The 24,595-nt window shown below is 50.9% G+C and carries 26 protein-coding genes and 1 tRNA gene; 7 read left to right on the top strand and 20 right to left on the bottom strand.

Annotation, left to right across the window (positions count from 1 at the left end):
• Positions 1-1,341 carry a VasL domain-containing protein gene (locus BZK41_RS15225; RefSeq protein WP_079938679.1) on the top strand — a complete coding sequence of 447 codons (1,341 nt, stop codon included), beginning with the start codon at positions 1-3 and terminating at the stop codon, positions 1,339-1,341.
• Positions 1,342-1,395: 54 nt separating this feature from the next.
• On the opposite strand, the gene BZK41_RS15220 is transcribed toward BZK41_RS15225, so the two are convergent.
• The 4 genes from BZK41_RS15220 to BZK41_RS15205 form a co-directional block, all read right to left on the bottom strand.
• The gene (locus BZK41_RS15220) at positions 1,396-1,992 is read right to left on the bottom strand and encodes a dienelactone hydrolase family protein (protein WP_079938678.1); all 597 of its coding nucleotides are present in this window, start codon (positions 1,990-1,992) and stop codon (positions 1,396-1,398) included.
• A gap of 48 nt (positions 1,993-2,040) precedes the next feature.
• The gene (locus BZK41_RS15215) at positions 2,041-3,174 is read right to left on the bottom strand and encodes a methyl-accepting chemotaxis protein (protein WP_253193765.1); all 1,134 of its coding nucleotides are present in this window, start codon (positions 3,172-3,174) and stop codon (positions 2,041-2,043) included.
• A 551-nt stretch (positions 3,175-3,725) separates the two neighbouring features.
• Positions 3,726-3,801 (bottom strand) — tRNA-Phe (locus BZK41_RS15210).
• A gap of 105 nt (positions 3,802-3,906) precedes the next feature.
• Complete coding sequence (locus BZK41_RS15205; protein ID WP_003825390.1) at positions 3,907-4,614, bottom strand: DUF554 domain-containing protein; 708 nt, start codon at positions 4,612-4,614, stop codon at positions 3,907-3,909.
• A 468-nt stretch (positions 4,615-5,082) separates the two neighbouring features.
• On the opposite strand from BZK41_RS15205, the gene BZK41_RS15200 reads away from it, so the two are divergent.
• Complete coding sequence (locus BZK41_RS15200) at positions 5,083-7,218, top strand: ornithine decarboxylase (protein ID WP_079938693.1); 2,136 nt, start codon at positions 5,083-5,085, stop codon at positions 7,216-7,218.
• A 52-nt stretch (positions 7,219-7,270) separates the two neighbouring features.
• On the opposite strand, the gene BZK41_RS15195 is transcribed toward BZK41_RS15200, so the two are convergent.
• The 4 genes from BZK41_RS15195 to mutY form a co-directional block, all read right to left on the bottom strand.
• Positions 7,271-8,527 carry a nucleoside permease gene (locus BZK41_RS15195; protein WP_079938676.1) on the bottom strand — a complete coding sequence of 419 codons (1,257 nt, stop codon included), beginning with the start codon at positions 8,525-8,527 and terminating at the stop codon, positions 7,271-7,273.
• A 210-nt stretch (positions 8,528-8,737) separates the two neighbouring features.
• On the bottom strand, positions 8,738-9,823 hold the full coding sequence (gene mltC / locus BZK41_RS15190; protein WP_139762614.1) for a membrane-bound lytic murein transglycosylase MltC: 1,086 nt from the start codon (positions 9,821-9,823) through the stop codon (positions 8,738-8,740).
• 86 nt (positions 9,824-9,909) lie between these two features.
• Positions 9,910-10,179, bottom strand: coding sequence for an oxidative damage protection protein (locus BZK41_RS15185; protein WP_003027126.1), 270 nt, complete (start codon positions 10,177-10,179; stop codon positions 9,910-9,912).
• A 27-nt stretch (positions 10,180-10,206) separates the two neighbouring features.
• A complete protein-coding gene (gene mutY, locus BZK41_RS15180; RefSeq protein ID WP_139762613.1) occupies positions 10,207-11,259 on the bottom strand; it encodes an A/G-specific adenine glycosylase in 1,053 nt (350 codons plus the stop codon).
• 160 nt (positions 11,260-11,419) lie between these two features.
• Here mutY and trmB point away from each other — a divergent pair, with 160 nt between their 5' ends.
• The 4 genes from trmB (at position 11,420) to ansB (ending at position 14,469) form a co-directional block, all read left to right on the top strand.
• Complete coding sequence (gene trmB, locus BZK41_RS15175; protein WP_079938673.1) at positions 11,420-12,139, top strand: tRNA (guanosine(46)-N7)-methyltransferase TrmB; 720 nt, start codon at positions 11,420-11,422, stop codon at positions 12,137-12,139.
• A complete protein-coding gene (locus BZK41_RS15170) occupies positions 12,139-12,465 on the top strand; it encodes a YggL family protein (RefSeq protein ID WP_079938672.1) in 327 nt (108 codons plus the stop codon). The genes trmB and BZK41_RS15170 overlap by 1 nt, the downstream gene beginning before the upstream one ends.
• A 49-nt stretch (positions 12,466-12,514) precedes the next feature.
• Positions 12,515-13,234, top strand: coding sequence for a DUF2884 domain-containing protein (locus BZK41_RS15165; protein WP_079938671.1), 720 nt, complete (start codon positions 12,515-12,517; stop codon positions 13,232-13,234).
• A 188-nt stretch (positions 13,235-13,422) separates the two neighbouring features.
• Positions 13,423-14,469 (top strand): L-asparaginase 2, encoded by a 1,047-nt coding sequence (gene ansB, locus BZK41_RS15160; RefSeq protein ID WP_079938670.1) that lies wholly within the window; start codon positions 13,423-13,425, stop codon positions 14,467-14,469.
• A 116-nt stretch (positions 14,470-14,585) separates the two neighbouring features.
• Here the strand turns inward: ansB and hemW are convergent, their stop codons facing one another.
• Genes hemW through BZK41_RS15135 form a run of 5 tightly spaced genes read right to left on the bottom strand, consistent with a single transcriptional unit; the run spans position 14,586 to position 17,892 of the window.
• Positions 14,586-15,722: a radical SAM family heme chaperone HemW gene (hemW, locus tag BZK41_RS15155; RefSeq protein ID WP_079938669.1), complete on the bottom strand. Its 1,137-nt coding sequence runs from the start codon at positions 15,720-15,722 to the stop codon at positions 14,586-14,588.
• Positions 15,715-16,308: an XTP/dITP diphosphatase gene (locus tag BZK41_RS15150; RefSeq protein ID WP_079938668.1), complete on the bottom strand. Its 594-nt coding sequence runs from the start codon at positions 16,306-16,308 to the stop codon at positions 15,715-15,717. Before BZK41_RS15150 ends, hemW begins: the two co-directional genes overlap by 8 nt.
• Positions 16,309-16,315: 7 nt before the next feature.
• A complete protein-coding gene (gene yggU / locus BZK41_RS15145; protein ID WP_049015279.1) occupies positions 16,316-16,606 on the bottom strand; it encodes a DUF167 family protein YggU in 291 nt (96 codons plus the stop codon).
• Positions 16,603-17,169: a YggT family protein gene (locus tag BZK41_RS15140; RefSeq protein ID WP_003825417.1), complete on the bottom strand. Its 567-nt coding sequence runs from the start codon at positions 17,167-17,169 to the stop codon at positions 16,603-16,605. The genes yggU and BZK41_RS15140 overlap by 4 nt, the downstream gene beginning before the upstream one ends.
• A gap of 18 nt (positions 17,170-17,187) precedes the next feature.
• Positions 17,188-17,892, bottom strand: a complete 705-nt coding sequence (locus tag BZK41_RS15135; protein ID WP_057067562.1) for a YggS family pyridoxal phosphate-dependent enzyme — start codon at positions 17,890-17,892, stop codon at positions 17,188-17,190.
• Between the two features lie 17 nt (positions 17,893-17,909).
• Here BZK41_RS15135 and BZK41_RS15130 point away from each other — a divergent pair, with 17 nt between their 5' ends.
• Entirely contained in the window at positions 17,910-18,890 is a 981-nt protein-coding gene (locus tag BZK41_RS15130; protein ID WP_079938667.1) for a type IV pilus twitching motility protein PilT, read from the top strand.
• Here the strand turns inward: BZK41_RS15130 and ruvX are convergent.
• The 7 genes from ruvX to galP form a co-directional block, all read right to left on the bottom strand.
• On the bottom strand, positions 18,887-19,303 hold the full coding sequence (gene ruvX, locus BZK41_RS15125) for a Holliday junction resolvase RuvX (protein WP_008785771.1): 417 nt from the start codon (positions 19,301-19,303) through the stop codon (positions 18,887-18,889). The two genes, BZK41_RS15130 and ruvX, sit on opposite strands and share 4 nt — an antisense overlap.
• Positions 19,303-19,866 carry a YqgE/AlgH family protein gene (locus BZK41_RS15120; protein ID WP_003027086.1) on the bottom strand — a complete coding sequence of 188 codons (564 nt, stop codon included), beginning with the start codon at positions 19,864-19,866 and terminating at the stop codon, positions 19,303-19,305. Before BZK41_RS15120 ends, ruvX begins: the two co-directional genes overlap by 1 nt.
• Before the next feature lie 176 nt (positions 19,867-20,042).
• Positions 20,043-20,990, bottom strand: coding sequence for a glutathione synthase (gshB, locus tag BZK41_RS15115; protein ID WP_003027083.1), 948 nt, complete (start codon positions 20,988-20,990; stop codon positions 20,043-20,045).
• A 19-nt stretch (positions 20,991-21,009) separates the two neighbouring features.
• The gene (gene rsmE / locus BZK41_RS15110; RefSeq protein ID WP_008785768.1) at positions 21,010-21,741 is read right to left on the bottom strand and encodes a 16S rRNA (uracil(1498)-N(3))-methyltransferase; all 732 of its coding nucleotides are present in this window, start codon (positions 21,739-21,741) and stop codon (positions 21,010-21,012) included.
• A 74-nt stretch (positions 21,742-21,815) separates the two neighbouring features.
• Complete coding sequence (gene endA, locus BZK41_RS15105; protein ID WP_008785767.1) at positions 21,816-22,523, bottom strand: deoxyribonuclease I; 708 nt, start codon at positions 22,521-22,523, stop codon at positions 21,816-21,818.
• A gap of 94 nt (positions 22,524-22,617) precedes the next feature.
• Positions 22,618-23,115, bottom strand: coding sequence for a SprT family zinc-dependent metalloprotease (locus BZK41_RS15100; RefSeq protein ID WP_003825440.1), 498 nt, complete (start codon positions 23,113-23,115; stop codon positions 22,618-22,620).
• A 76-nt stretch (positions 23,116-23,191) separates the two neighbouring features.
• Positions 23,192-24,586 carry a galactose/proton symporter gene (gene galP, locus BZK41_RS15095; protein WP_008785766.1) on the bottom strand — a complete coding sequence of 465 codons (1,395 nt, stop codon included), beginning with the start codon at positions 24,584-24,586 and terminating at the stop codon, positions 23,192-23,194.
• Positions 24,587-24,595: the final 9 nt, after the last annotated feature.

Here is a 24,595-nt window from a genome sequence, read left to right as displayed (position 1 = left end):
ATGGAAAAGAATCGCATCAGCACCGGCGGCGATCCGCGTGCTTTCACGGAGTTTGGGCTGTTACGCGATGAAATCAGCAAGCTGACTCACCCCGCACGCCCGGACGTTGACTGGCAAAAGGTGGAACAGTTAAGCCTGGCGCTGTTTCGTCATAACGGCGTCGAACTGCAAACACTGGGCTGGTATACCGTCGCCAGAGTTCGTAGCTCAGGTTTGGCTGGGCTCGCCGAAAGCGCGGAACTGCTGGAGGCATTACTGACGCATCACTGGAGCACAATATGGCCGCAGCAAACCCATGCGCGAATTGATGTGTTGGCATGGCTGTCAGCTCGTTTACAGCAAGAGTTACGTACACTAACGTTGTCATATGCGGATTTATCGATGGTGTATCGGGTTGAGCAGAGCCTGAAACATGTCTGTGAAGTGCTGCAACGTCTTGAGTTAAAAACGTTAAGTAAACTAGAGGCTGTCGTTACCTGGATGCATAACGCAGCTTTACGCCTGGAGAAGTCTGAAGCGGATTCGGGATCCACCGTTGTGATGATACCGGCTTCAGGTACGAATAATCACGTTGAGACGTCTTTGCCGCAGTTGGTCTTTGTGGTTAATGAGGCTTCGTCGCCCGATCAATCAAGCGCAGCGGAGTTTGCTACTCAAACCGTTCATGGCCCCCGGCGGATGTGGTTGGGATTCGCCATCGGTGTCATGGTTACGGCAGTGGTGAGTACAGGCGTTTTTCTTGGTATCAGCCCCATGTGGGCCGACAGATTTGAACTGGTTCAGCCATTGCCACGAGGGCTGACACCTGAACAATTGTCCACATTGAAACATTCCTCAGATTTGAAGGAGAAGAAACAGGAATTAATCGCCGCAACGCAAGGGCAATTGGACGTTTTACATCGCTTGTCACCTTTGTGGTCAAGAGAATATGCCGCATCATTAGCACAGCAGTTAGTCACCCTGTGGCCGGAAGAATCACAGACTACGGTATTCGCCAGCGGATTACAGAAACAGTTAAACACGGAAGCGTTGCCGGAAAGTGCTCTGCAAAACTGGCATCATGCCCAGCAGGGGCTGGAGGCGTTAACTGCACAGCTAAATTCGCTTGATGAACGCAAAGGTAAATATCTGACGGGTTCGGAGCTGAAATCGGCCATTTTCACTATCCGCCGCCAGCTTGACCAAACGCCGCCGACAGAAGAGTTATTGCGTCAAATCGATGAGGAATTAAAAAAGCAGGGAAGTGTATCACCCGCTTTGTATCAGCAGCTCGATATGCGGATTAATCAGCTGCTTAATCGCTATGCGCTGCTGAAACAAAATGGCATCCGAGGGCGATAGCACTGGAAAATTGCCAACCAAATACCATCAGATAAGTCAGACGGTTATATTAACTTAGTTAATGATCTTCGTTATAAAATCATGCGAAAGAGTCAGCGCTTTCGCTGATTCAGACGGATTGTATGCCTTATTAAAAGGATCGCAAAATCCGTGACGGCTGTTGAATATATGAAACGATACTAGTAAATACTTACTGAGTTTATGCTGAAGAAAGTAAGGGTCATAGGCTTCTTCATATTTCGCCTGGATCACCAGTGTTGGGCTGTTGGGCATGATATCAGTATAATCACGTATACGGCTTCCGTAGAAACTGATGATACCATCGCATTGTGTACTCTCCGAACAAAGCCATGCTAATGTTCCTCCAACACTGAATCCGACGATTATTATTTTTTTATAATGATCACGTATTCTTGTCAGTAAGTCGAAGATCATTGATGTATCGAATCCGCAGAACTTCATGAAATAATCGTATGCCTGACTATGTTGATCGTATGAGAAAGGTTCTTCGCGGTTTAAAAAGTTGGGGCAATATACATCAAGTCCGGAATTGTGCAGCTCTTTACATACTTGCTTGATATGATTATTCAATCCATAAATTTCATGTAAAACTATCACAGCATTTTCATTTTTAGATAATAAAGTAAACATCAACTGTCTCCAATAGCTTTTAACTATCTATTTTAATAATAAAGTTTGTCAAGGGTTATCACCGGGCGTAAATTTTACAACCTCCCTGAAAATCTCGTTACCAAGAATCTCAAGCTGATTCATTACCTCATCACTGGCCTGTTCCATTCTTTTTAACGCCAGGGACATATGCTCATGGTCACCTGAAACCGAATACTCGATAGCAAGAACGCCGGAATTGTGTAGCATCTGATGAGGGGCCTCCAGGTTTTTAAATCCCGTTAAATGAGCGAAGCATCTACCAGTATCTCCGTAATACCATTTCCCCAGTCTGCACTGGCTGTATGATGTCAACGTATCATCTAATTTATTCTCGGTAAGTTTTTTATATAGATCTATCTTCCAGATTACATGATCCATTTTAATTATACTTAGAAACAGTAAGTTTGATATGTAATCAATAATAGACTTCATTGTGGCCGATTTTTCAATCACATTCTTAATTGAAAAAACAACTTCGTTCATATGCTGAGTGATTTTTGTGATTATTGCTAGCTGTGCTTCAATGGAAATATCAACCGTAGAACCATTATTCTGGAGGGTTTCTGTTTGTAAACATATATGGTTAGTGCACGTTTTAACATTTTCAGCCAGTTGTCTAACTTCTTTAGAGATAACGCTAAATCCTCTTCCTGCCTCACCTACACGGGCAGCTTCAATCGCTGAATTTATTGCAATTAAATTTGTATGGTTGGCAATTTTCTGTATATCTTTAATTGCATCATTAATTTCAATCAGTGATAACTTAAGCTGAGTCATTTGTTTTTGAATTTCTGCTGATTCTTTACCTGCCTCATTGATCTCAATAACGAGTGATTCAAGGGAATGCATGGCTTTATTATTTTGTGCGTTTAACTCAGTTATTTTATCTTTTTCTGTGTTTAGTTGCTCATGAGTTAAAATTAACGATGTTCTTATCAGGTTCAGTGTTGATATGCCAGAAGTGAAATGATGGCAGATAATTTTATTGTAATTTTCTGTTTTTTGTTCAGCGACGGAGGGTTCTGCTTCGATGATGCAGGTAGAGGTGTCATAATTATTATTTCTTTTAGCTATCTTTGCGATAATTTTCCTGATCATCTTATCAATCCTTTTTCGATAATAGGTTTTAGAAAGAAATTGTTTTATATGTTTATCTCCCATGTTATAGATTTCGTCAATATATATTTTAGTTAGTGTTGTTTGATATATAATGGTTTCTTGATAATTGCTTGATTGAATTATCTAGCGGAAGTTAGCTTGCATTTTATTGGTTTTTTTGTAAGTGCGCGTGTTATTCTATTCAAATAAAGATTCAGCTTCAATTGAACACTATGGATAATGATATTTTAGTGTATTAAAATATCCATCTATTAGTTTAATATTTTGACTTAACCTAAACATTTCTTTGGTTTAACTTTGCAATCTGGTTATAAAAATGGATTGCATAAATTATGTTTAAATTAAAAAAGTGCAGTATGTGTTCAGATGTACCAACTTATATCGAATACACACATAAAGCCGAGTATGTGATAGCCGCCGGTTAAAATTCAACATTATTAATGTATTTGTAATCATAGTGGTACCCGGACGCGGACTAACGCCGCTGGCCCCGAAGGGGTGAGCCGCTGGCGGCGAATAATCGAACGGAGTTCGATGGAGAGTCCGTTACTCCAAAAGCAAAAAACCCGCCATAGGCGGGTTCTTCTAAATAGTGGTGCCCGGACTCGGAATCGAACCAAGGACACGGGGATTTTCAATCCCCTGCTCTACCGACTGAGCTATCCGGGCAACGAGGCGCATTAAACCCGATTCGCTTCGTTTCGTCAACGAAATTTCTTCAAATCAATGCAGACTGCACAATCTATCACCACATTGCTGCAATTGCACGCATTCTCAGGCAAAAAATGCCGTCCATGCGGCGGAAAGCGGCATTGCCAGCAGCAGGGCGGGCAGCATATTCACAACTGCAAACATCTTGATTCCACAAATACGTAAACCGGTTGCCAACAACAGCAGCCCACCTACGGCGCTGAAATCAGCCATCATAGCTGGCGTCGTCAGGGGCAAAATAAGTGCCGCGCAGGTGGCAAGTGTTAACTGGATTGCCAGCATCGGCACACAAATGGCAGATACCGCGATCCCCAGTGAACAGGCGAAGATGATGGCCGTGAAGAAATCCAAAAACGACTTCGCGATTAAAATATTTGGATCGCCGGTCATCCCTTCATGAATTGCCCCGAAGATCCCGGTACCACTGGCGCAAAATAGCACGATGATGGCCACATAGCTCTGGATGAAGGATTCGTGCGTGGTGTTGGCATCCGACCGGGTGAAAAGCTGCTGCGCTTTGGCAACCGCGGTATTGATCCCTTTTTCCAGATAACAGAACTCGCCAATTAATGCACCGACCAACGTAGCCAGAACCATCACCGGTAGGTTAGCGCATTTGATAACCAGCAAAATGCCAATCCCCAAAGAGCACAGTCCGAATATGGAGGTCATGGAGGCACGAATGCGTTCCGGTAAATGCTGGCTGAGTAGCGCGCCGAGAACACCGCCAAATAAAATGGCGCCAGCATTAATAAAGGGTCCAATTACCACGTTTGCTCCTGCATACCCATTATCGTCTTGATGCTAAAGGCAATTCACTGGGTAAAATATGTTTTCAGATTGCATTATTATGCCGCGATTGACAGACGAAATGCTTGTTTATCTGTGAGGTTCAGGCACCGGATTTTATCTTGCGCCTGAAAGTGAAAGGTGCCATGATTGCGCGAATTTTCTCCTGTCTGAATGGGGCTGCCTGGGATGATATTACTCCCCCTACATCGCCTTCAACATCGCCTTTTTGCGCGACGCTTGCCCCTTCCTGCGACTTACCTTTACGCTCCCACCATGCGGTGAGGGCAGCGCACGCTCACTGCAGGATAACAGTAAAATCAGAGGCTATCTGCTTTTACTGATGTCTGGCGGTCGGGGCTGGTAACCAGTTTGACCTGTCATTTCGTGGGCAAAGCAATGTGGCTTTGTCCGGGACTTTTGATTTTCCCGAAACGGGTTATTGCGCTTATGAAATCAATGAAAATTGCCGCCAGTGGAGAACTGGTTTCTCGTCTGTCCAGCCATCGTCAGGTGGTGTCGCTGGACAGTACTGATTTTACTGACGTTGCGGCAGTCGTCATTACCGTTGCGGATAGTCGCAGCGGGATCCTTGCTTTATTGAAACGCACCGGTTTTCATTTACCCGTGTTTCTGTTCGCAGAGTCGGATGTTGATCTGCCGGCGGGCGTGAATGCGGTCATACGCGGTCAGGCACAGGACTGGCTGGAGCTGGAGTCTGCTGCCTGTCAGTATGAAGAAGATTTACTGCCGCCGTTCTATGACACGTTGACTCAGTATGTCGAGATGGGGAACAGCACATTTGCCTGCCCGGGACATCAACACGGTGAGTTTTTTAAAAAGCATCCGGCTGGACGCCATTTCTACGAGTTCTTTGGCGAGAATCTGTTTCGCGCGGATATGTGCAATGCCGACGTTAAGCTTGGCGATCTGCTGATTCATGAAGGCTCGGCAAAACATGCGCAGAAATTTGCGGCGAAGGTTTTCCACGCGGATAAAACCTACTTTGTGCTGAATGGGACCTCTGCGGCCAATAAAGTGGTAACCAATGCGCTGCTGACGCGCGGCGATCTGGTGCTGTTTGACCGTAACAACCATAAGTCGAACCACCACGGTGCGCTGATCCAGGCGGGTGCAACGCCGGTGTATCTGGAAGCAGCGCGTAATCCGTTTGGTTTTATTGGCGGCATTGACGAACACTGCTTTGATGAGGGGTATCTGCGCCAGCAACTTCGCAAGGTTGCGCCGCAAAAGGCAGAACAACCGCGTCCGTTCCGTTTGGCGATCATTCAACTCGGTACCTATGACGGTACGATCTACAATGCCCGGCAGGTGATCGACAAGATCGGTCACCTGTGCGATTACATCCTGTTTGACTCCGCATGGGTCGGCTACGAACAATTTATCCCGATGATGGCCGATGGGTCACCGCTGCTGCTGGAGCTTGATGCCAACGATCCGGGGATTTTTGTCACCCAGTCGGTACACAAACAGCAGGCTGGATTCTCGCAAACCTCGCAGATCCACAAAAAGGATAACCATATTCGCGGTCAGGCGCGGTTCTGTCCGCATAAGCGTCTGAACAATGCATTTATGCTGCATGCTTCTACCAGTCCGTTTTACCCGCTGTTTGCGGCGCTGGACGTTAACGCCAAAATCCATGAAGGCGAGAGCGGTCGTCGGCTGTGGGCGGAGTGTGTGACGCTGGGCATTGAGGCCCGTAAAGCGATTATTGCCCACTGTAAGATGATTCAGCCGTTTATTCCTCCGGTAGTTGATGGTAAGCCGTGGGAAAGCTATCCGACGCAGGTGATTGCCAGTGAGCGCCGCTTCTTTAGCTTTGAACCGGGTGCTAAATGGCATGGTTTTTCCGGGTATGCGCGCGACCAGTATTTTGTCGACCCTTGCAAACTGCTGTTAACCACTCCGGGAATTGACGCACAAACCGGGCAATATACCGAGTTTGGTATTCCGGCGACGATTCTGGCGCATTACCTGCGTGAAAACGGCATCGTGCCGGAGAAATGCGACCTTAACTCGATTCTGTTCCTGCTGACCCCGGCAGAAAGCGCAGAGAAACTGGCACAACTGGTGGCGATGCTGGCGCAGTTTGAGCAGCATATTGAGGACGATACACCGCTGGCAGATGTGCTGCCCACCATCTTCAACAAGTATCCGGTACGCTATCGGGATTACACGCTGCGTGAGCTGTGCCAGGAGATGCACTCACTGTACGTCAGCTTTGATGTGAAAGATCTGCAAAAAGCGATGTTCCGTCAGGACAGTTTACCTGCCGTGGCGATGAACCCACAGGATGCGAACAGCGCTTTTATCCGCGGTGATGTTGAACTGGTACGTATTAGTGAAGCCGCTGGCCGCATTGCGGCGGAAGGTGCGCTGCCATATCCTCCGGGCGTGCTGTGTGTGGTACCGGGAGAAGTCTGGGGCGGGGCGGTGCAACGTTATTTCCTGGCGCTGGAAGAGGGCGTAAACCTGCTACCAGGCTTCTCGCCGGAGCTGCAAGGTGTTTACAGTGAAACGGATGCAGATGGTATTAAGCGTCTGTATGGGTATGTTGTGAAGTAAGCGCAAAAAAAGCGGGTTACCTTTTGGCAACCCGCTTTTCTCTGCGTAAACGTTAGTGCGCGATAGTCTGGGTTCCTGCTGGAACGCGTACGTGTTTGTATTTAAACAGCGCAACGAAGGCAAAAGCCAGAACCAGCGAGTAACCTGCGAAGATCAGCCACACGGTCTGCCAGTCGGTAATGCCGTTCAGCGTGTAGTATTCAACGACTTTACCGCTCACCAGCCCACCCAGAATACAACCGAAGCCGTTAGTCATCATCAGGAACATACCTTGTGCGCTGGCGCGGATTTCAGGGCGTACTTCTTTCTCCACGAACACGGAACCAGAGATGTTGAAGAAGTCGAAGGCGCAGCCGTAAACAATCATCGACAGAACCAGCAGCACGGTACCGAACGGCGTTGGATCGCCGTAGGCAAACAGGCCGAAGCGCAGCATCCACGCCACAATACTGATAAGCATCACGTTCTTAATACCGTAACGGCTTAAGAAGAACGGGATAGTCAGGATAAACAGCGTCTCGGAAATCTGTGAAATCGACATCATCACCGATGCGTGTTCCACGATAAAGCTACCGGAGAACAGCGGGTTGTTATCGAAGCTGTGCAGGAAGGTGTTACCAAACATATTGGTAATCTGCAGCTCTGCGCCCAGCATCATTGAGAAGATGAAGAAAATCGCCATACGTTTGTTTTTAAACAGCGCGAAAGCATCCAGACCGAGCATTGATGTCCAGCTCTGGTTTTTCTGCTGGTTGGCAACTGGAATATGCGGCAGCGTCAGGGTGAACAGTACCAGTACCAGGGACAATGTCGCACCGATATACAGCTGCATATGGCTCAGTTCAAAGCCGGAGAAGCTCACTGCCCACATCGCCAGAATAAAGCCGATGGTGCCCCAGATACGAATTGGCGGGAAGTCGGTAACGATATCCATCCCGGCAGATTGCAGGCGATAGTAGGAGATGGTGTTGATTAGCCCCAGTGTTGGCATATAGGCCAGGGAGTTAAGCAAGATCACAAAGAACATGGCCCCTGGCGTGGTGACTTCGGCTGCGGCAAACAGCGTTCCAGCACCGACCAGGTGGCAAAGGGCATAAACCCACTTCGCACTGATCCATTTATCGGCCACGATCCCTAACAGTGTTGGCATAAACACGGCGGCGATCCCCAGCGAGCTATACACCGCGCCAATGGATGCACCATCGAATTTAAGGGTGACAAACATATAGGAGCCGAGGGTAGTGAGCCAACTACCCCATAAGCAGAACTGCAGAAACGAGAGAACTTTCAGCTGCAGCTTAAGATTCATGTTAATTTCCTCACACCGTAATGCGGATGAATGTTTTAAAAGGCACATTTGCCGTGGCTATATGATGTGATTCTATCAATGAGAAGCACTCTTTTTTTGTTACCTGTGACAAATATTTGCAAACAATTTCTGATTGCAAAGCAAAAGAGTGATGGAGTTAACATTTTTGGTGCTTCAGGCCCCCGTTTTAGAGGGCTGAAGAGGGATACATTAGTGGCGTCGATATGATTTTTGTGCGGAATTGACCTTGTAAAGGTATCGGCGTGATTCAGCAGAGGGATGTCGGGTGGTCAGCGTTTGATAAACGTCACCTGGAGACATGCTGTTAATGATATTTGCAGCCTGAATTTTATCGTTCGAGAACACGCGTAGCACGCTGCCCGCGCCGCCGTTATACGCGGTGATTACCGCATAGCGACGTGAGGTCGGATTATCGATACCGCCCAAATAGACATTGTTGAGTATTGCCAGATAGGCTGTACCGGTATCAATGTTGCTGGCCGGGTCAAACAGGAAGCTACGGCTCGGCGTGCCTGAGCGCCCTTGCGAGCGGAACACATCTTTCCCTGCGCTGTGCTGTACCACCTGCATCAGTCCCAGCGCATCGGCATGGCTCACCGCATACGGGTTAAATGAGGATTCGGTTTGCATGATAGCCAGAATCAGCGACTCGTCGACGCCATACTTACGTGAAGCCTGACGCACCATACCGACGTATTTATGCGCGCGCTTATCAAGGTGGTTAGGCACCAGGTTGATCGTCACGCTATAGATGATACGCAGGCCATTGCTGCGGCTTTTAAGCCGTGTTTGCAGCAGGTAGTTGGCAAAGTTGGTGGCACGTCCCTCCCAACGAATGGGCTGGCCGGTATTATCGACCACCTGTCCGTACAGGAATGGTTCTTTGGAAATCTTAATGTCGTCGACATCGGAATAGAGGTCGATAGAACCCGGATCATCGCCCATCAGCAATGTCTTGATAATCGCCCGACGCAGGTGTCCGGCGGGATCTGTCCCGGCAATGGTCTCGACGGTTATCGTACCGTCATCAAAGTTGATATGGCTGCGGGTTTGATACTGATCGGTATACTTTACGTAGTCCTTAGGACCCGCAATCAGCACTTCCTTAAATCCCCACAAATTCTCAATATTATGGGCAAATTGCCCCATCAGAATATCAAAACCGTTGGTATCCTTGACCCAGGCTTCGTTATAGGAATCGCCTTTTTTGGTCGAACTGGAACAGGAGATGAGCAACGGCGCAATAACGGCAAGCGCGAGAAATTTTTTCATCATTCCGGGAGTGCGTGTTGTGTTTGTTGTTTGCAAGGACCAGATTAAATCGTAGGCCGGATAAGCGCAGCGCCATCCGGCAACGGTTCTTATGACTCTGGCGTATAGCCTTCAATATGCACATCCTTACCTTCAAACAGGAAGTTAATCATCTCCTGTTCCAGTAACTTACGGTGTTCGACGTTCATCATATTGAGTTTTTTCTCGTTAATCAGCATGGTCTGTTTATGCTGCCATTGCGCCCATGCTTCTTTAGAAATCTCGTTGTAAATGCGTTTTCCCAGATCGCCCGGGTACAGCTGAAAATCCTGGCCTTCTGCTTCGCGTTGCAGGAAAGTGCAAAAAATCGTTCTGCTCATAAAAAATCCTCTCTATCGTCCGGTACGTTAAACGTGTGTACCGGCACGTAATTGCTGTAACAAACGCTCCACGGGAGCCGCCAGTCCGACCGACGGCGGTTGCGCTAAGTTATACCAGAGCGCGTTGCCTTCATCCATGCATGAGCTGAATGAAGACACGGGAAGCCACATAGGCACAATATCTAAGTGGAAATGGCTAAAGGTATGGCGAAATGCATTAAGTTGGGTCAGATTATCTGCGTTAATTTGTCGTTGCGCCAGCCAGTTGCGCAGTCCATTTTCGTCGTCAAACTGCGGAAAACAGTATAAACCACCCCATAAGCCGCTGGGCGGTCGCTGTGCGAGCAGCACTTCGTCATCATGCTGCATCAGTAAAAAATAGCCCGTTCGTTCCGGTAACGTCTGTTTGGGCTTTTTACCGGGATACAGCGCCCAGCTTGCATTGGCGCTCGCCATACAGCCATTTTCCAACGGACACAGGGAACATTTAGGTTTTGAGCGCGTACAGACCATGGCGCCTAAATCCATCATCGCCTGATTAAAACGCTCAACACCCTGGGCCGGCGTAACTTGCTCGCTCAACTCCCACAGCTTCTTTTCGACCTCTTTTTTACCCGGCCAGCCGCTTACAGCATAACAGCGAGCCAGCACGCGTTTGACGTTACCGTCGAGAATCGGAAAATGCTGACCCAGAGAAAGAGAAAGAATCGCGCCTGCGGTTGAACGTCCGACGCCAGGCAGGGCGGCAACCTCCTCAAAGGTTTGCGGAAATATACCGCTATGCAGCGTCACAACCTGCTGCGCGGCTTTATGCAGATTGCGCGCACGGGCGTAATAACCCAGCCCGGTCCACAAATGCAGAACTTCATCCAGCGGCGCATGGGCTAAATCCGTTACCGTTGGGAAGCGCGCCATAAAGCGCTCAAAATAAGGGATAACGGTCGCAACCTGAGTTTGTTGCAGCATGACCTCAGAGAGCCATACTTTGTAAGGCGTCTTGTCAATTTGCCAGGGCAGCGTTTTCCGCCCGTATTTGTCGTACCAGCTCAAAACCTGAGCCGAAAATTGAGACGCTTGCATGATTACCGTTTCATTATTGCCGGGGGCAAGATTGCAGCACAGCGGCAACGGGGTGTAAACCGGAACTTTCCGCTGCTCACTTTCTTCCTTTACTTGCATCCGGCAACTAACTTTGGATAATGCCCGTTTTCAGAACTCAAACACAGCAGACTAAACTTTTATGAAGAACGACGTCATTTCACCGGAATTTGATGAAAACGGCCGCCCTCTGCGCCGGATTCGTAGTTTTGTTCGTCGCCAGGGGCGACTGACGAAAGGGCAGGAACACGCGCTGGAAAACTACTGGCCGGTGATGGGCGTTGAGTTCAGCGAAGAGCCTGTAGATTTTGTAGAACTGTTTGGTCGCGACGCGCCAGTCACGCTGGAAATCGGTTTTGGTATGGGAGCGTCGCTGGTAGCAATGGCGAAAGCGCGTCCGGAACAGAATTTCCTCGGCATTGAGGTTCACTCGCCGGGCGTTGGTGCGTGTCTGGCTTCAGCCCATGAAGAGGGTGTCGAGAACCTGCGCGTCATGTGCCATGATGCCGTTGAAGTCCTGCATAAAATGATTCCTGACAATTCTTTATCTATGGTTCAGCTGTTTTTCCCTGACCCGTGGCATAAAGCACGTCATAATAAACGCCGTATCGTTCAGGTATCGTTTGCTGAGCATATCTTAAGCAAGCTGAAGCTGGGCGGCGTGTTCCATATGGCAACCGACTGGGAAGCGTATGCGGAGCACATGCTTGAAGTAATGTCCTCGATTGACGGGTACAAAAACCAGTCAGAGAGTAACGATTATGTACCGCGCCCGGAATCGCGCCCGGTAACCAAATTTGAACAACGTGGTCATCGTCTTGGCCACGGCGTATGGGACTTAATGTTCGAGAGGGTGAAATAATGGCAAAGAACCGTAGCCGTCGTCTGCGTAAAAAAATGCACATCGACGAATTCCAGGAAATAGGATTTTCGGTTGCATGGCGTTTCCCGGAAGGTACATCTGGAGAGCAGGTCGATCAAATCGTTGATGACTTTATCAATGAAGTTATCGAACGGAACAAGCTGGCTTTTGACGGCAGCGGCTATCTGGCCTGGGAAGGTCTGATCTGTCTGCAGGAAATCGGCAAATGCACCGAAGAACACCAGGCAATCGTGCGTAAGTGGCTGGAAGAGCACAAACTCGAAGAAGTGCGTACCAGCGAACTTTTCGATATTTGGTGGGACTAAGTAGCACAGGGTCGGCAAATGCCGGCCCGATTTGTATTGAGGGAAAGATATGATGCGCAAAACGCTGCTGGCGGCAGTCCTAACGTTCACGGCGATGGCCGCACATGCAGATTACCAGTGCAGCGTCACCCCGCGTGACGATGTGATTTTGAGCCCACAAACGGTGCAGGTGAAGGGTGAAAACGGCGATCTGGTTATTACCCAGGCCGGTGATGTCACCTTTAATGGTAAGCAGTACAACCTAAACGCCGCACAGCGTGAGCAGGCCAAAGATTATCAGGCGGCGTTGCGTAGCAGCCTGCCGTGGATTGACGAAGGTGCCAGAGCGCGCGTAGAGAAAGGTCGCGTGGCGCTGGACAAAATCATCGCCAAAGAGGTCGGTGAAAGCAGCAACATGCGTGGTCGCTTAACCAAGCTGGATGCGCAATTGAAAGCGCAGATGAACCGCATCATTGAGCATCGAACTGATGGCCTGACTTTCCATTATAAGGCGATTGATCAGGTCCGCGCGGACGGACAACAGCTGGTCAATCAGGCGATGGGCGGCATTTTGCAGGACAGCATCAACGAGATGGGGGCGAAAGCCGTGCTCAAAGGCGGTGGTAATCCGCTGCAGGGCGTGCTCGGGAGTCTCGGTGGTTTGCAAACCTCCATTCAGAACGAATGGAAGAATCAGGAACAAGACTTCCAGCAGTTTGGCAAAGATGTTTGTGCCCGCGTCGTGACGCTGGAAAACGATCGTAAAACGCTGGTTAGCACTCTGAAATAATCTTCACCTCTTCTTAACGGCACAGAAACATTCTGTGCCGTTTTATTTTGTATATTTCTGTTTTTTTGATATCCATCTCTAAGAATGGCAATTTGGCGGAGATATAAATCTGGTTAATTGGATCTCGTCACATTATTCATCTGTAGGATAGACATAATGCTGCAAATTCAAGTAACTGGAGAAATAACATGGAGTTTTTCAAGAAGACGGCACTTGCTGCACTGGTTATGGGTTTCAGCGGCGCGGCGCTTGCACTGCCAAACATCACCATTTTAGCGACCGGTGGGACGATTGCCGGCGGCGGTGATTCCGCGACAAAATCTAACTACACGGCAGGCAAAGTTGGCGTAGAAAATCTGGTTGAGGCCGTACCTCAATTGAAAGATATCGCTGTCGTGAAAGGCGAGCAGGTGGTGAATATCGGCTCCCAGGATATGAATGACGAAGTCTGGTTAACGCTGGCGAAAAAGATTAATACCGAGTGTGATAAAACCGACGGCTTCGTGGTAACTCATGGTACGGATACCATGGAAGAAACTGCCTATTTCCTCGACCTGACCGTTAAGTGCAACAAGCCGGTGGTACTGGTCGGCGCAATGCGTCCGTCTACGGGTATGAGCGCTGATGGCCCATTCAACCTGTATAACGCGGTAGTCACTGCCGCAGACAAAGCCTCTGCCAACCGCGGAGTGCTGGTGGTGATGAACGACACCGTTATGGATGGTCGCGACGTGACTAAAACCAACACTACCGACGTTGCTACCTTCAAATCCGTTAACTACGGCCCGTTGGGTTATATCCATAACGGTAAAATCGACTACCAGCGTACGCCTGCGCGTAAGCACACCACGTCTACTCCGTTCGATGTGTCTAAGCTGACTGAACTGCCGAAAGTTGGGATTGTTTACAACTACGCTAACGCCTCCGATCTGCCGGCAAAAGCGCTGGTAGATGCGGGTTACGCCGGGATTGTCAGTGCGGGTGTAGGTAACGGTAACTTGTATAAAACCATTTTCGATACGCTGGCAACCGCCGCGCATAAAGGTACCGTTGTAGTGCGTTCATCCCGTGTACCAACCGGCTTCACCACGCAGGATGCTGAAATTGATGATGCGAAGTATGGATTTGTGGCTTCAGGTTCTCTGAACCCGCAAAAAGCACGTGTTCTGCTGCAGCTTGCGCTGACTCAAACCAAGGATCCTAAGCAGATCCAGGAAATGTTTAATCAGTATTAATCGATGAAGGTGGCTGCGCTTACCGTCCTAACCCTGTAGGCCGGATAAGCGCAGCGCCAGCAGGCAATTTGCCGGATGGCGGCTCAAGGCCTTATCCGGCCTACATTTTTACCGCATCATTCCGCCAGAAACAGCTCCAGCAGCGAATTCAAAAACAGCTTACCGTGTTGGGTAATCTGCCAGTATTCATCGCATTCACTCAGGTAGCCCTGGGCGATAGCCTCATCGATCTGTCGACGAATAACGTCTTCGGTAAGCCCGGTATATTGCGTGAACTCCGCGCGAGGCGCGGCTTCCAGTAGCCGGAAACGGTTCATAAAGAACTCGAACGGCTTATCGGCTTCGGCGACATCACGCTCGCTTTCGAGATAACGCCCTTGCATATACCCACGCGGATGCCGCGTTTTGGTGGTGCGCAGGATGCGTCCGTCAGGGAATGTGATCTTACCGTGTGCGCCGCAGCCAATGCCAAGATAGTCGCCAAAACGCCAGTAGTTAAGGTTGTGCTGACACTGATAACCCGGTTTGGCGTAGGCTGAGGTTTCGTACTGCTGATACCCTGCGGCGGTCAGCAACTGGTGGCCTTGCTCAAAAATATCCCACAGCGCATCATCGTCCGGTAAAACCGGCGGTCGGGAACCGAACAGCGTGTTGGGTTCGATGGTCAACTGATACCAGGAAAGATGCGGCGGGTTGAGCGCGATGGCCTGCTGTAAATCGCCCAGCGCCTCTTCCAGCGTCTGATCCGGTAAACCATGCATCAGGTCGAGGTTAAAGCTGCGTAGCCCCAGACCGCTCGCCAGGTGTGCTGCTCGTTTGGCTTCTTCCGGCCCGTGAATCCGTCCCAGACGTTCGAGTTTGGCGGAGCTAAAGCTCTGTACGCCAATCGAGATACGGTTGACGCCAGCGCGTTGATAATCCACAAAGCGATCGGCTTCCACCGTCCCGGGATTCGCCTCCATCGTGATTTCTGCATCTGCGGCCAGATTCAGCCGTGCTCGCACGCCGTCTAGCAGCGTTTGCATCGCCGGGCCAGAAAGCAGGCTCGGCGTACCTCCACCGATGAAAATCGTCTTTACTTCACGTCCCTGGGCGTGGGCCACCTCAGTATCCAGATCGCTCAGCAGATGCTGCACATAGTCGTCATGAGGGACTTCGCCCTTTAGTGCATGCGAGTTGAAGTCGCAGTACGGGCATTTCTGCACGCACCACGGGATGTGAATATAAAGACTTAGCGGCGGAAGCTTAACCATTACGCAGGGCATCCAGCAACAGCTTCAGCGCCTGTCCGCGGTGAGAAATCGCACTCTTTTCTTCACGGGTCAGTTCGGCGGCGGTTTTCCCTTCAGACGGCACAAAGAAGATCGGGTCGTAGCCAAAACCACCGTTTCCGGCAGGTTCACGGGTAATCACGCCCGGCCAGCTTCCGTGACACACAACAGGCGTTGGATCGTCTGCATGGCGCATATACACCAGCACACAATGGAACTGCGCCTGGCGTTTGTCATCAGGTACATCCTGCAGGGTGTGAAGCAGTTTTTCCAGGTTCTGCTGATCGGTCGCATCTTCGCCGGAATAGCGGGCTGAATAGATACCCGGCGCGCCGCCAAGGGCATTTACTGCCAGACCTGAGTCATCAGCAATGGCCGGTAAGCCAGTAATTTGCGCGGCATGACGCGCCTTCAGAATAGCGTTCTCAATAAACGTCAGTCCGGTCTCTTCTGCAGAATCAACACCCAGATCCGTTTGGGCAACAACATCAAGACCGAAATCACTCAGAAGAGAGGCGAGTTCACGCACTTTACCGGCATTGCCGGTCGCGAGGACAACTTTTTGCATGGGATACCTAATCAGTTAACGCCGCAATTTCGGGCGGGATCTGTTGCGGATGAATGATTTTAACCTGTTTGTGACGTCCAAGCTCGCCCTTCTCAATGACGACCTGGCTTTTTGCCACACGGAACTGTTTGCCGAGAAACTTCACCAGATGGCTATTGGCCTGGCCATCTACGGGTGGGGCGGTAATGGCGACTTTAACTTCGTCGCCATGTAAACCCACAATACTGTCACGGCTGGCTTTAGGCTGAATATAGAGCCGCAAAACCAGACCGTCGTCGCAGGATGTAACGGCACTCATAGCGCCATCCACAGCCCCGGCAGCAGCATGTTGCCTGTCGCCTGTAACACTTCCGCGATGCCCATGTTAATAACATAGAGCAGCAGAACCAGAATCATTGGGGAGAAATCGATCCCGCCCATGCCTGGAAGTATGCGACGGATAGGGCGCAGCAGCGGATCTGCCAGTTGAATCAGCACGTACTCTACAGGACTGCGGCCCTGGCTGACCCAGCTCATAATCGCCATCACAAGCAGCACCCAGAAAATCAGCAATCCGATAGTCTTCAGGACAATCAGTACGGCGGCGATCCAGATGATCGGCTGGAACGTGACCACCTTAAACAGCACGATTGCTTTGATAAAGCTGAGAACGAGCGCAACTAATGCCGATGCGCTGTCAATCGGCCCCATAGGGGGAATAATGCGGCGTAACGGCCCAATGATGGGCTGAGTGATTTTCACTATAAACTGCGAGAACGGGTTGTAAAAATCGCAGCGAGACCATTGCATCCACACGCGCAGTAGCAGCGCCATGGTATACAGCTCAATTACCGTTGAGAGCAGGAAGGTCAACGTATTCATGGTGTTCCTTAGTTTTCCTTATTTTTTAGTGTAATCACGAGCACCAAAAATGGCAGTGCCAATGCGCACCATCGTGCTACCCGCCGCGATGGCGGCATCCATATCATCAGACATTCCCAGTGAGAGTGTGTCGATGCCTGGGTAGCGTGTTTTCAACCCGGCAAATGCTACCGCCATTTGCTGTGCAACTTCAAACTGCCTTACATAATCTGACTCTGGAGCCGGAATTGCCATCAGGCCACGCAGGGTAATGCGCGGCAGTGCGGCGACTTCAGCGGCCAGTGCATCAAGCTCTGCCAGCGGAATGCCTGACTTACTGTTCTCATCGCTGATATTAATTTGAATCAGTACATTGAGCGGCGGCAGTTCCGCCGGGCGCTGTTCGCTCAGACGGGCAGCGATACGCAGACGGTCGATCGTATGGCACCAGTCAAAGTGCTCGGCGACCAGACGACTTTTGTTGGACTGCAGCGGGCCGATAAAGTGCCACTGCAGATCGTTGACGCCTTTTTCCTGGAAGTAGCGGATTTTATCCACCCCTTCCTGCACATAGTTTTCACCGAAGGCTCGCTGCCCTGCGGTAATGGCTTCTTCGATGGCGCTCGCAGGTTTGGTTTTACTGACTGCAAGCAGCGTAACTTCTTCTGAAGACCGCCCGCAACGCGTCGCGGCGGCTGAGATTTTGTCCCGGACATGTGCCAGGTTATGCGCGATATCGTTCATTTTCCGAGGATGTTCATATGAATATGGAAGAAATAGTGGCCCTTAGTGTAAAGCATAACGTGTCGGATCTACACCTGTGCAATGCATGGCCTGCGCGCTGGCGCATACGTGGAAAAGTCGAAATCGCACCATTTACTACGCCTGACGTGGAGAAGCTGCTGATGTGCTGGCTCAGTGAGCAACAACAGGTACAGTGGCGGGAACAGGGGCAGGTAGATTTTGCTATTGCGCTGGCAGGTTCCCGGCGGCTGCGCGCCAGTGCTTTTGCTCATCAACAGGGAACCTCGCTGGCGCTAAGATTGCTCCCGCTTGATTGCCCACGTTTAGACGATCTCCAGACCCCTGACGTCATACCTGAACTGCTGCGCAGTGAAAATGGGTTAATTCTGGTGACAGGCGCTACCGGTAGCGGTAAATCAACGACCCTGGCGGCGATGGTTGAGTACCTTAATCAGCAAGTTGCGGGGCACATTCTGACGCTGGAAGACCCGATTGAATATCGCTACACCAGCCAGCGTTGTCTTATTCAACAACGGGAGGTGGGCGTGCACTGCGCTTCTTTTGCCGCTGGTTTACGCGGCGCGCTGCGTGAAGATCCCGACGTCATTTTGCTGGGCGAGCTACGTGACGTGGAAACCATTCGTCTGGCGTTAACCGCAGCGGAAACTGGGCATCTGGTGCTGGCAACGTTACATACGCGAGGGGCGGCGCAGGCCATCGCGCGGCTGGTGGACACCTTTTCGGCAACAGAGAAAGAGCCGGTGCGTAACCAACTGGCAGACAGTCTGCGGGCGGTACTTTCGCAAAAGCTGGAGGAAGATAAACAGGGAGGGCGCGTGGCGCTATTTGAGCTGCTCGTCAACACGCCAGCCGTGGGCAATTTGATTCGTGAAGGGAAAACGCATCAGCTACCCGGCGTAATTCAAACCGGGCAGCAGACAGGTATGCAGACATTTTCACAAAGTCAGCAGCAGCGTCAGGCGCAGGGGCGGATTTAGTAGCCCTGCTCGAAATAGCTTTCGAGGATGACCACGGCAGAAGCGGAATCCACTTTGCCTTTATTCAACGCCCGATAACCGCCTTGTTCAAACAGGCCAGAGCGGGCTTCGACGGTGCTCAAGCGTTCATCGTGCAGCGTTACGGTTACGCCAAAGCGACCGTGAATACGGTTAGCGAACTTACGTGCGCGCGCGGTAAGAGGCTGTTCGGTGCCATCCATGTTGAGCGGCAGGCCTACGATAATTTCATCCGGCTGCCACTCTTTCAGCAAACGTTCAATCAAACTCCAGTCCGGCGTACCGTCCTGCGCTTTGATGGCGGGCAACGGTCTGGCCGTACCGGTAATGCGCTGACCAACAGCAACACCAATACTTTTCGTACCAAAATCAAAAGAGAGTAATGTTCCGCTCATCAGGCATGTCCCGCCACGCCAGGCATGGTCTGAATATCTATCCCGATAAGCTTCGCCGCATCGCGCCAGCGGTCGGCAATCGGCGTTTTGAATAGGATGTTGAGGTCTGCGGGGGCCGTGAGCCAGGCGTTATCCAGTAGCTCTTGTTCCAGTTGACCTTTTTCCCATGATGAATAACCCAGCGCAACCAGCACTTCGGACGGTTGCTCCTGCGTACCCAGGGTTTCTAGTACATCGCGGGAGGTAGTGATGATGGTGTTATCTGAGATGCGAATACTGGAGGCAAAGCGTGACGGTGGAGTGTGGAGAATAAATCCACGGTCTTCCGCCAGCGGGCCGCCGAGCATCACTGGTTTATCCAGACGAATGGCCGGATCGCGTTCTTCTGGGGTAATCTTCAGCTTTTCCAGAATCCCTTCAATCTGTAAGTTTTCCAGAGGCTTATTGACGATAATCCCCATTGCTCCGTTCTCATTATGTTCACAGATGTACACCACGGAACGGCGGAAAATCGGATCCTGGAGAGCAGGCATGGCAATCAGAAAGTGATGCTGTAAATTCATTGTCAGAGGTTCTGTTTCCTGGTTCAAAAAAGCAACAGAGCCCAGTATGTGGGCAAAGCTCGAAGATGTCACCCTCTGAAGATAGCATTGCCGGATGGCGGCTTCGCCTAATCCGGCCTGCGGGGTGTAATTTCAGGCCGGATAAGACGCGATGGCGTCGCTATCCGGCAACATATTTATTTCTGCAAACGCGCTTCAATGGCATCCATCAGCATACCGGTAATCGAAACCGGGAACTCCGCTTCAATTTCACGAATACAGGTTGGGCTGGTGACGTTAATTTCCGTCAGACGATCGCCAATGATATCCAGACCGACAAAAATCAAACCTTTCGCTTTCAGCGTTGGCCCAATGCGACGTGCAATTTCCCAGTCGCTGTCGGTCAATGGACGCGGCTCACCACGACCACCTGCGGCCAGGTTGCCACGGGTTTCGCCGCCCTGCGGAATACGCGCCAGGCAATAAGGAACGGGTTCGCCATCGACCACCAGGACGCGTTTATCGCCATCTTTAATTGCTGGCAGATAGTTCTGCGCCATGCAGTAGCGGGTACCGTGTTCGGTCAGCGTTTCAGCAATGACGCCAAGGTTCGGATCGCCTTCCTTCACACGGAAAATAGATGCGCCGCCCATGCCGTCCAGCGGTTTGAGAATGATGTCGCTGTGTTTTTGCCAGAAGGCTTTCAGCTGCGCTTTGTTACGCGTGACCAGCGTTTCCGGCGTCAGGTCGGCAAACCAGGCGGTGAACAGCTTTTCGTTGCAGTCGCGCAGGCTCTGCGGTTTGTTGACGATCAGCGTCCCTTTTTCTTCTGCACGTTCCAGAATATAGGTTGCGTAGATGAACTCGGTATCAAACGGCGGATCCTTACGCATCAGAATAACGTCCAGGTCTGCCAGCGGGAGATCCTGCTCGCTCTTGAACTCATACCATTTGTCGTAGTTCTGCTCTACGCTCAGGGTACGCGTATGGGCGCGGGCTTCACCGTTGATCAGATAAAGATCGGCCATCTCCATATAATGAATTTCGTAACCGCGACGTTGCGCTTCCAGCAGCATAGCGAAGCTGGAATCTTTCTTGATGTTGATGCTTGCGATGGGATCCATCACGATGCCGAGCTTGATCATTTTCTTCTCCGTTTATGCCTTAGCCCAGATCGCCAAAACGCACCTGTAGCGCAGTAATGGCGGTGAGCGCAGTTGTCTCAGTACGCAGAACGCGAGGTCCTAACAGAATATCAGTAAACTGATAACGTGCAGTCATGGCAATTTCATCTGCCGATAGCCCGCCTTCAGGGCCAATCAGCAAGCGGATGCGCTCCACCGGCAGCGGCAGCGTATTGATGCTGGCGCTGGCGCGCGGATGCAGGTTCAGTTTCAGACCTTCGTCCTGTTCCGCGCACCATGCTTCCAAATCCATTGCCGGGCGAATTTCAGGCACCCGGTTACGACCGCACTGTTCGCAGGCGGCAATGGCGATTTTCTGCCACTGCTGGAGCTTCTTGTTCAGGCGTTCACTGTCCAGTTTAACGCCGCAGCGCTCAGAAAAAAGTGGCGTAATGAGGCTTACACCCAGTTCGATCGATTTCTGGATAGTGAATTCCATTTTTTCGCCGCGCGACATCACCTGGCCCAGGTGGATATGCAACGGCGACTCACGATCGTCGAGTTCAGCGTTAAGTACCTTCACGTCCACGCTTTTTTTACTGGCGTGGGTGATTTCAGCGTCGAATACCTGATTGCTGCCATCAAACAGCTGTAGCGCCTGGCCAGGTCCCATACGCAGCACGCGACCGATATGGTTGGCTGCATCTTCACACAGTGAAATTTGGCTGCCGGAAGTGATTGGCTCAGGGTGATAAATGCGAGGAATGCGCATAGTTAAACATCCGCGTCATGGCCCTGGGCTGCGAAAGGCCAGGGCATGGTTAAAAATATTGACGCTAGTGTAGGTTAGCTCTTTTGCGCCTGGCAAGCGCGTTGCACATATGGGTTATGGTTCCCCTGTACCTTTGCAATGCGTTCGTCACGCTCACACTCCCAGTCGGTGACCGGATATTGCTTATTCCAGGCGTTAAAAAGCTGAGTTTGCTGGCGGGAGAGCGTTAGATCGTACTGGTCGCGCATGTAAAAATAGGTCCGCGCGATGGCACCACGAGCGCGGGCCGGCGGTTCGGCAACTTTCTCTTTGAAGTCGACCTTCATGGCGCATTGCCCATACTGACCCTCGCCACCGTTCCACTGGCTGTACATGAAGTTAGCGCGATCGCCATTTACCTCACCCACTGCAGGTTGCAGGTTATGCATGTCACTTTCCATCTTGCGGTAGACCGGATCTTTGGCGCAGTTTTTGCGTCCTCCGTCCTGCCAGCATTGGCGCTGATGACCAAATTGCCATGCGGGGACAACGTGCTCCCATTCAATTCGACTGGCGCGGTTTTCATTTTTTCGCACTTTATAGCCGCAGGATTCGAGGTCAACGACCCCTTTTTTGCCTTGCCAGTTAATTTTACAACCGCAGTAGAAATCGCCCGGCGCATCAGCGTTAACCTTGACGCCAGCTGCTTTTGCCTGAGAAAAACTGTTGATGCCTTCGGCTAAAACCGGGCCTGAAAACGCAGCGGCTAACAGGGCCGCAGCAAAAGAAAAATGACGGTACATCACAAACTCCGTGTCAAAACGAGCCCGCAACGTAGCGAAAGTTATTCCAGTATGCAATCAGTTAGATCAGAAAAGTTCCTGATAATTCTGAAGATTATTCTGCAACCAGCGGTTCGCCGCAGTGAACACAGCGATAGGTGGCCTCACCGCGCACAACGCGGTTATGGCGGCGGACGGTCAGTTGGTGCTCCTGACACTTACAGCGGTAAGTAAAGGTCTTGCGCTGCACCGATTGCAGTTCAAACTGATGCGTGCGTCGGGCCGGTACGCCCAGCACGCTTTCCATCATCCATTTCCACTCTTTTCCGTGTGGTGGCACGCGCCCAAAGTGCTTCCACACCAGTAAATGCGCCAGTTCGTGGGGTACCACTTCGTTAATGAACGCGTCGACGTTCTCCATCAGCAGGACGGGATTAAGCCTAATTTCATAGGTTTGTAGCCACGCGGTACCTGCGGCGGTGCCGCGCTGTTGGTAAACCAGTTTTGGCTCCGGGTATTGGCGTTCGAGCTTGAGATTAGCCTGAGCGAGTTTTTCCCGCAGGCTGCGCATAACGGCTTGCTGGATGGCGATAGGGAGACGGGAGGTTTTCATAACGCCAGAGGATAGTGCGACAGGGAAGGGACTGCAAGAGGAAGGCTTCCTCCGCTGGGGAGGAAGCCTTTGGTGATTAGTCGTGTGCGCCAATTTCGCGCAGTTTACGACCCTTCATCAGGTTACGTTCAATGTGTTCTAAAGAGACGTTTTTAGTTTCAGGGATCAGCCACAGAGTCAGGAAGATGAACAGTACGTTCAGGCCACCGTAGACCCAGAAAGTGTTGGCGCTGCCCAGCGAGTTCAGCATCGTCAGGAAAGTTGCGCCGACGATCATATTGGCAATCCAGTTGGTTGCGGTAGAGCAGGTGATGCCGAAATCGCGACCTTTCAGCGGCTGGATTTCAGAGCACAGTACCCAAATCAGCGGACCGGCGCTCATCGCAAAGCCAACGATAAACATCAGCAGCATCAGTACTGCGAAGTATTGTGCGGATGCCGAGTGAATACCCACGTGCATCATTGTTCCCAGCACGCCCATACCAACAGCCATGACGATAAAGCCGAGGATCAGCGTAGGCTTGCGGCCCCAACGGTCAACCAGACCAATGGCGATAAAGGTTGCCAGCACGTTAGTCAGACCGACGATAACAGTCCCCCACATCTGCTCGGTGGTGTTGGTGTAGCCCGCCAGCTCAAAGATTTTCGGTGCGTAATACATGATGACGTTCATCCCGGTGAACTGCTGCATCACCTGTAGCAGAACGCCAAGGAATACCGCGCGACGGAAGTTGCTGTTTTCTTTAAACAGCGCCCAGCCACTCTGCTTTACCTGCAGGCTTTCACGGATTTCATCCAGCTCGCGTTTGGCTTCTGCGCTGGTGTCACGCAGACGCAACAGGACGCGTTCGGCATCAACAAAACGACGTTTAGCTGCAAACCAACGTGGGCTGTCCGGCAGGAAGATAACGCCGACCAGAAGCAGCAGGGCAGGGATGATGATTACACCCAGCATCCAGCGCCATGCGCCGCTGTAGCTAAACGCTGTATCGGAAAGATACGCGCCTAAAATACCGATGGTGATCATCAACTGATACATAGAGATCATGCTGCCACGAATCTTTTCCGGGGCGATTTCAGACAGGTACAGCGGCGCGGTATAAGACGCAACCCCCACAGCCAGGCCGAGTAGTACGCGGGAAACCAGCAGGACTTCAACGTTTGGCGCCGCGGCGGAGAACAGTGAACCCGCAACAAACAAGATCGCGCCGATCATCAGGCTTTTTTTGCGTCCCAGTTTGAAGGAGAGCCAACCGCTGCCGACAGCACCGACAGCCGCACCAAACATCATGGAACTCACCACCCATTCCTGAGTGTGCGGGGTAATTTGAAACTCGTCGGTGATGAACGGTAAAGCACCGGCAATAACACCGATATCCAGGCCAAAAAGTAATCCAGCCAGGGCTGCCAGAAAGCAGACAAAAAATGTCATGGCTTTGTTGGAACGCCCCGTTTTTTTATTGTCAGGCATGATGCCCTC

This window comes from Citrobacter sp. A316 (assembly GCF_002042945.1).
Taxonomy (GTDB): domain Bacteria; phylum Pseudomonadota; class Gammaproteobacteria; order Enterobacterales; family Enterobacteriaceae; genus Citrobacter; species Citrobacter portucalensis.
Note: the sequence above shows the minus strand (reverse complement) of the source record. Positions and strands in the feature narration are given on the sequence as shown.

Excerpts from the sequence above, each read along its gene's own strand:
- mutY (WP_139762613.1), bottom strand. The coding sequence starts at position 11,259 with ATGCAAGCGTCTCAATTTTCGGCTCAGGTTTTGAGCTGGTACGACAAA.
- BZK41_RS15165 (WP_079938671.1), top strand. The coding sequence starts at position 12,515 with ATGATGCGCAAAACGCTGCTGGCGGCAGTCCTAACGTTCACGGCGATG.
- BZK41_RS15100 (WP_003825440.1), bottom strand. The coding sequence starts at position 23,115 with ATGAAAACCTCCCGTCTCCCTATCGCCATCCAGCAAGCCGTTATGCGC.
- BZK41_RS15140 (WP_003825417.1), bottom strand. The coding sequence starts at position 17,169 with ATGAATACGTTGACCTTCCTGCTCTCAACGGTAATTGAGCTGTATACC.
- rsmE (WP_008785768.1), bottom strand. The coding sequence starts at position 21,741 with ATGCGCATTCCTCGCATTTATCACCCTGAGCCAATCACTTCCGGCAGC.
- BZK41_RS15200 (WP_079938693.1), top strand. The coding sequence starts at position 5,083 with ATGAAATCAATGAAAATTGCCGCCAGTGGAGAACTGGTTTCTCGTCTG.
- BZK41_RS15135 (WP_057067562.1), bottom strand. The coding sequence starts at position 17,892 with ATGAACGATATCGCGCATAACCTGGCACATGTCCGGGACAAAATCTCA.
- BZK41_RS15170 (WP_079938672.1), top strand. The coding sequence starts at position 12,139 with ATGGCAAAGAACCGTAGCCGTCGTCTGCGTAAAAAAATGCACATCGAC.
- BZK41_RS15150 (WP_079938668.1), bottom strand. The coding sequence starts at position 16,308 with ATGCAAAAAGTTGTCCTCGCGACCGGCAATGCCGGTAAAGTGCGTGAA.
- BZK41_RS15215 (WP_253193765.1), bottom strand. The coding sequence starts at position 3,174 with ATGGGAGATAAACATATAAAACAATTTCTTTCTAAAACCTATTATCGA.
- mltC (WP_139762614.1), bottom strand. The coding sequence starts at position 9,823 with ATGATGAAAAAATTTCTCGCGCTTGCCGTTATTGCGCCGTTGCTCATC.
- yggU (WP_049015279.1), bottom strand. The coding sequence starts at position 16,606 with ATGAGTGCCGTTACATCCTGCGACGACGGTCTGGTTTTGCGGCTCTAT.
- BZK41_RS15195 (WP_079938676.1), bottom strand. The coding sequence starts at position 8,527 with ATGAATCTTAAGCTGCAGCTGAAAGTTCTCTCGTTTCTGCAGTTCTGC.
- ruvX (WP_008785771.1), bottom strand. The coding sequence starts at position 19,303 with ATGAGCGGAACATTACTCTCTTTTGATTTTGGTACGAAAAGTATTGGT.
- BZK41_RS15225 (WP_079938679.1), top strand. The coding sequence starts at position 1 with ATGGAAAAGAATCGCATCAGCACCGGCGGCGATCCGCGTGCTTTCACG.
- trmB (WP_079938673.1), top strand. The coding sequence starts at position 11,420 with ATGAAGAACGACGTCATTTCACCGGAATTTGATGAAAACGGCCGCCCT.
- endA (WP_008785767.1), bottom strand. The coding sequence starts at position 22,523 with ATGTACCGTCATTTTTCTTTTGCTGCGGCCCTGTTAGCCGCTGCGTTT.
- BZK41_RS15130 (WP_079938667.1), top strand. The coding sequence starts at position 17,910 with ATGAATATGGAAGAAATAGTGGCCCTTAGTGTAAAGCATAACGTGTCG.
- galP (WP_008785766.1), bottom strand. The coding sequence starts at position 24,586 with ATGCCTGACAATAAAAAAACGGGGCGTTCCAACAAAGCCATGACATTT.
- BZK41_RS15120 (WP_003027086.1), bottom strand. The coding sequence starts at position 19,866 with ATGAATTTACAGCATCACTTTCTGATTGCCATGCCTGCTCTCCAGGAT.
- hemW (WP_079938669.1), bottom strand. The coding sequence starts at position 15,722 with ATGGTTAAGCTTCCGCCGCTAAGTCTTTATATTCACATCCCGTGGTGC.
- BZK41_RS15220 (WP_079938678.1), bottom strand. The coding sequence starts at position 1,992 with ATGTTTACTTTATTATCTAAAAATGAAAATGCTGTGATAGTTTTACAT.
- BZK41_RS15185 (WP_003027126.1), bottom strand. The coding sequence starts at position 10,179 with ATGAGCAGAACGATTTTTTGCACTTTCCTGCAACGCGAAGCAGAAGGC.
- gshB (WP_003027083.1), bottom strand. The coding sequence starts at position 20,990 with ATGATCAAGCTCGGCATCGTGATGGATCCCATCGCAAGCATCAACATC.
- ansB (WP_079938670.1), top strand. The coding sequence starts at position 13,423 with ATGGAGTTTTTCAAGAAGACGGCACTTGCTGCACTGGTTATGGGTTTC.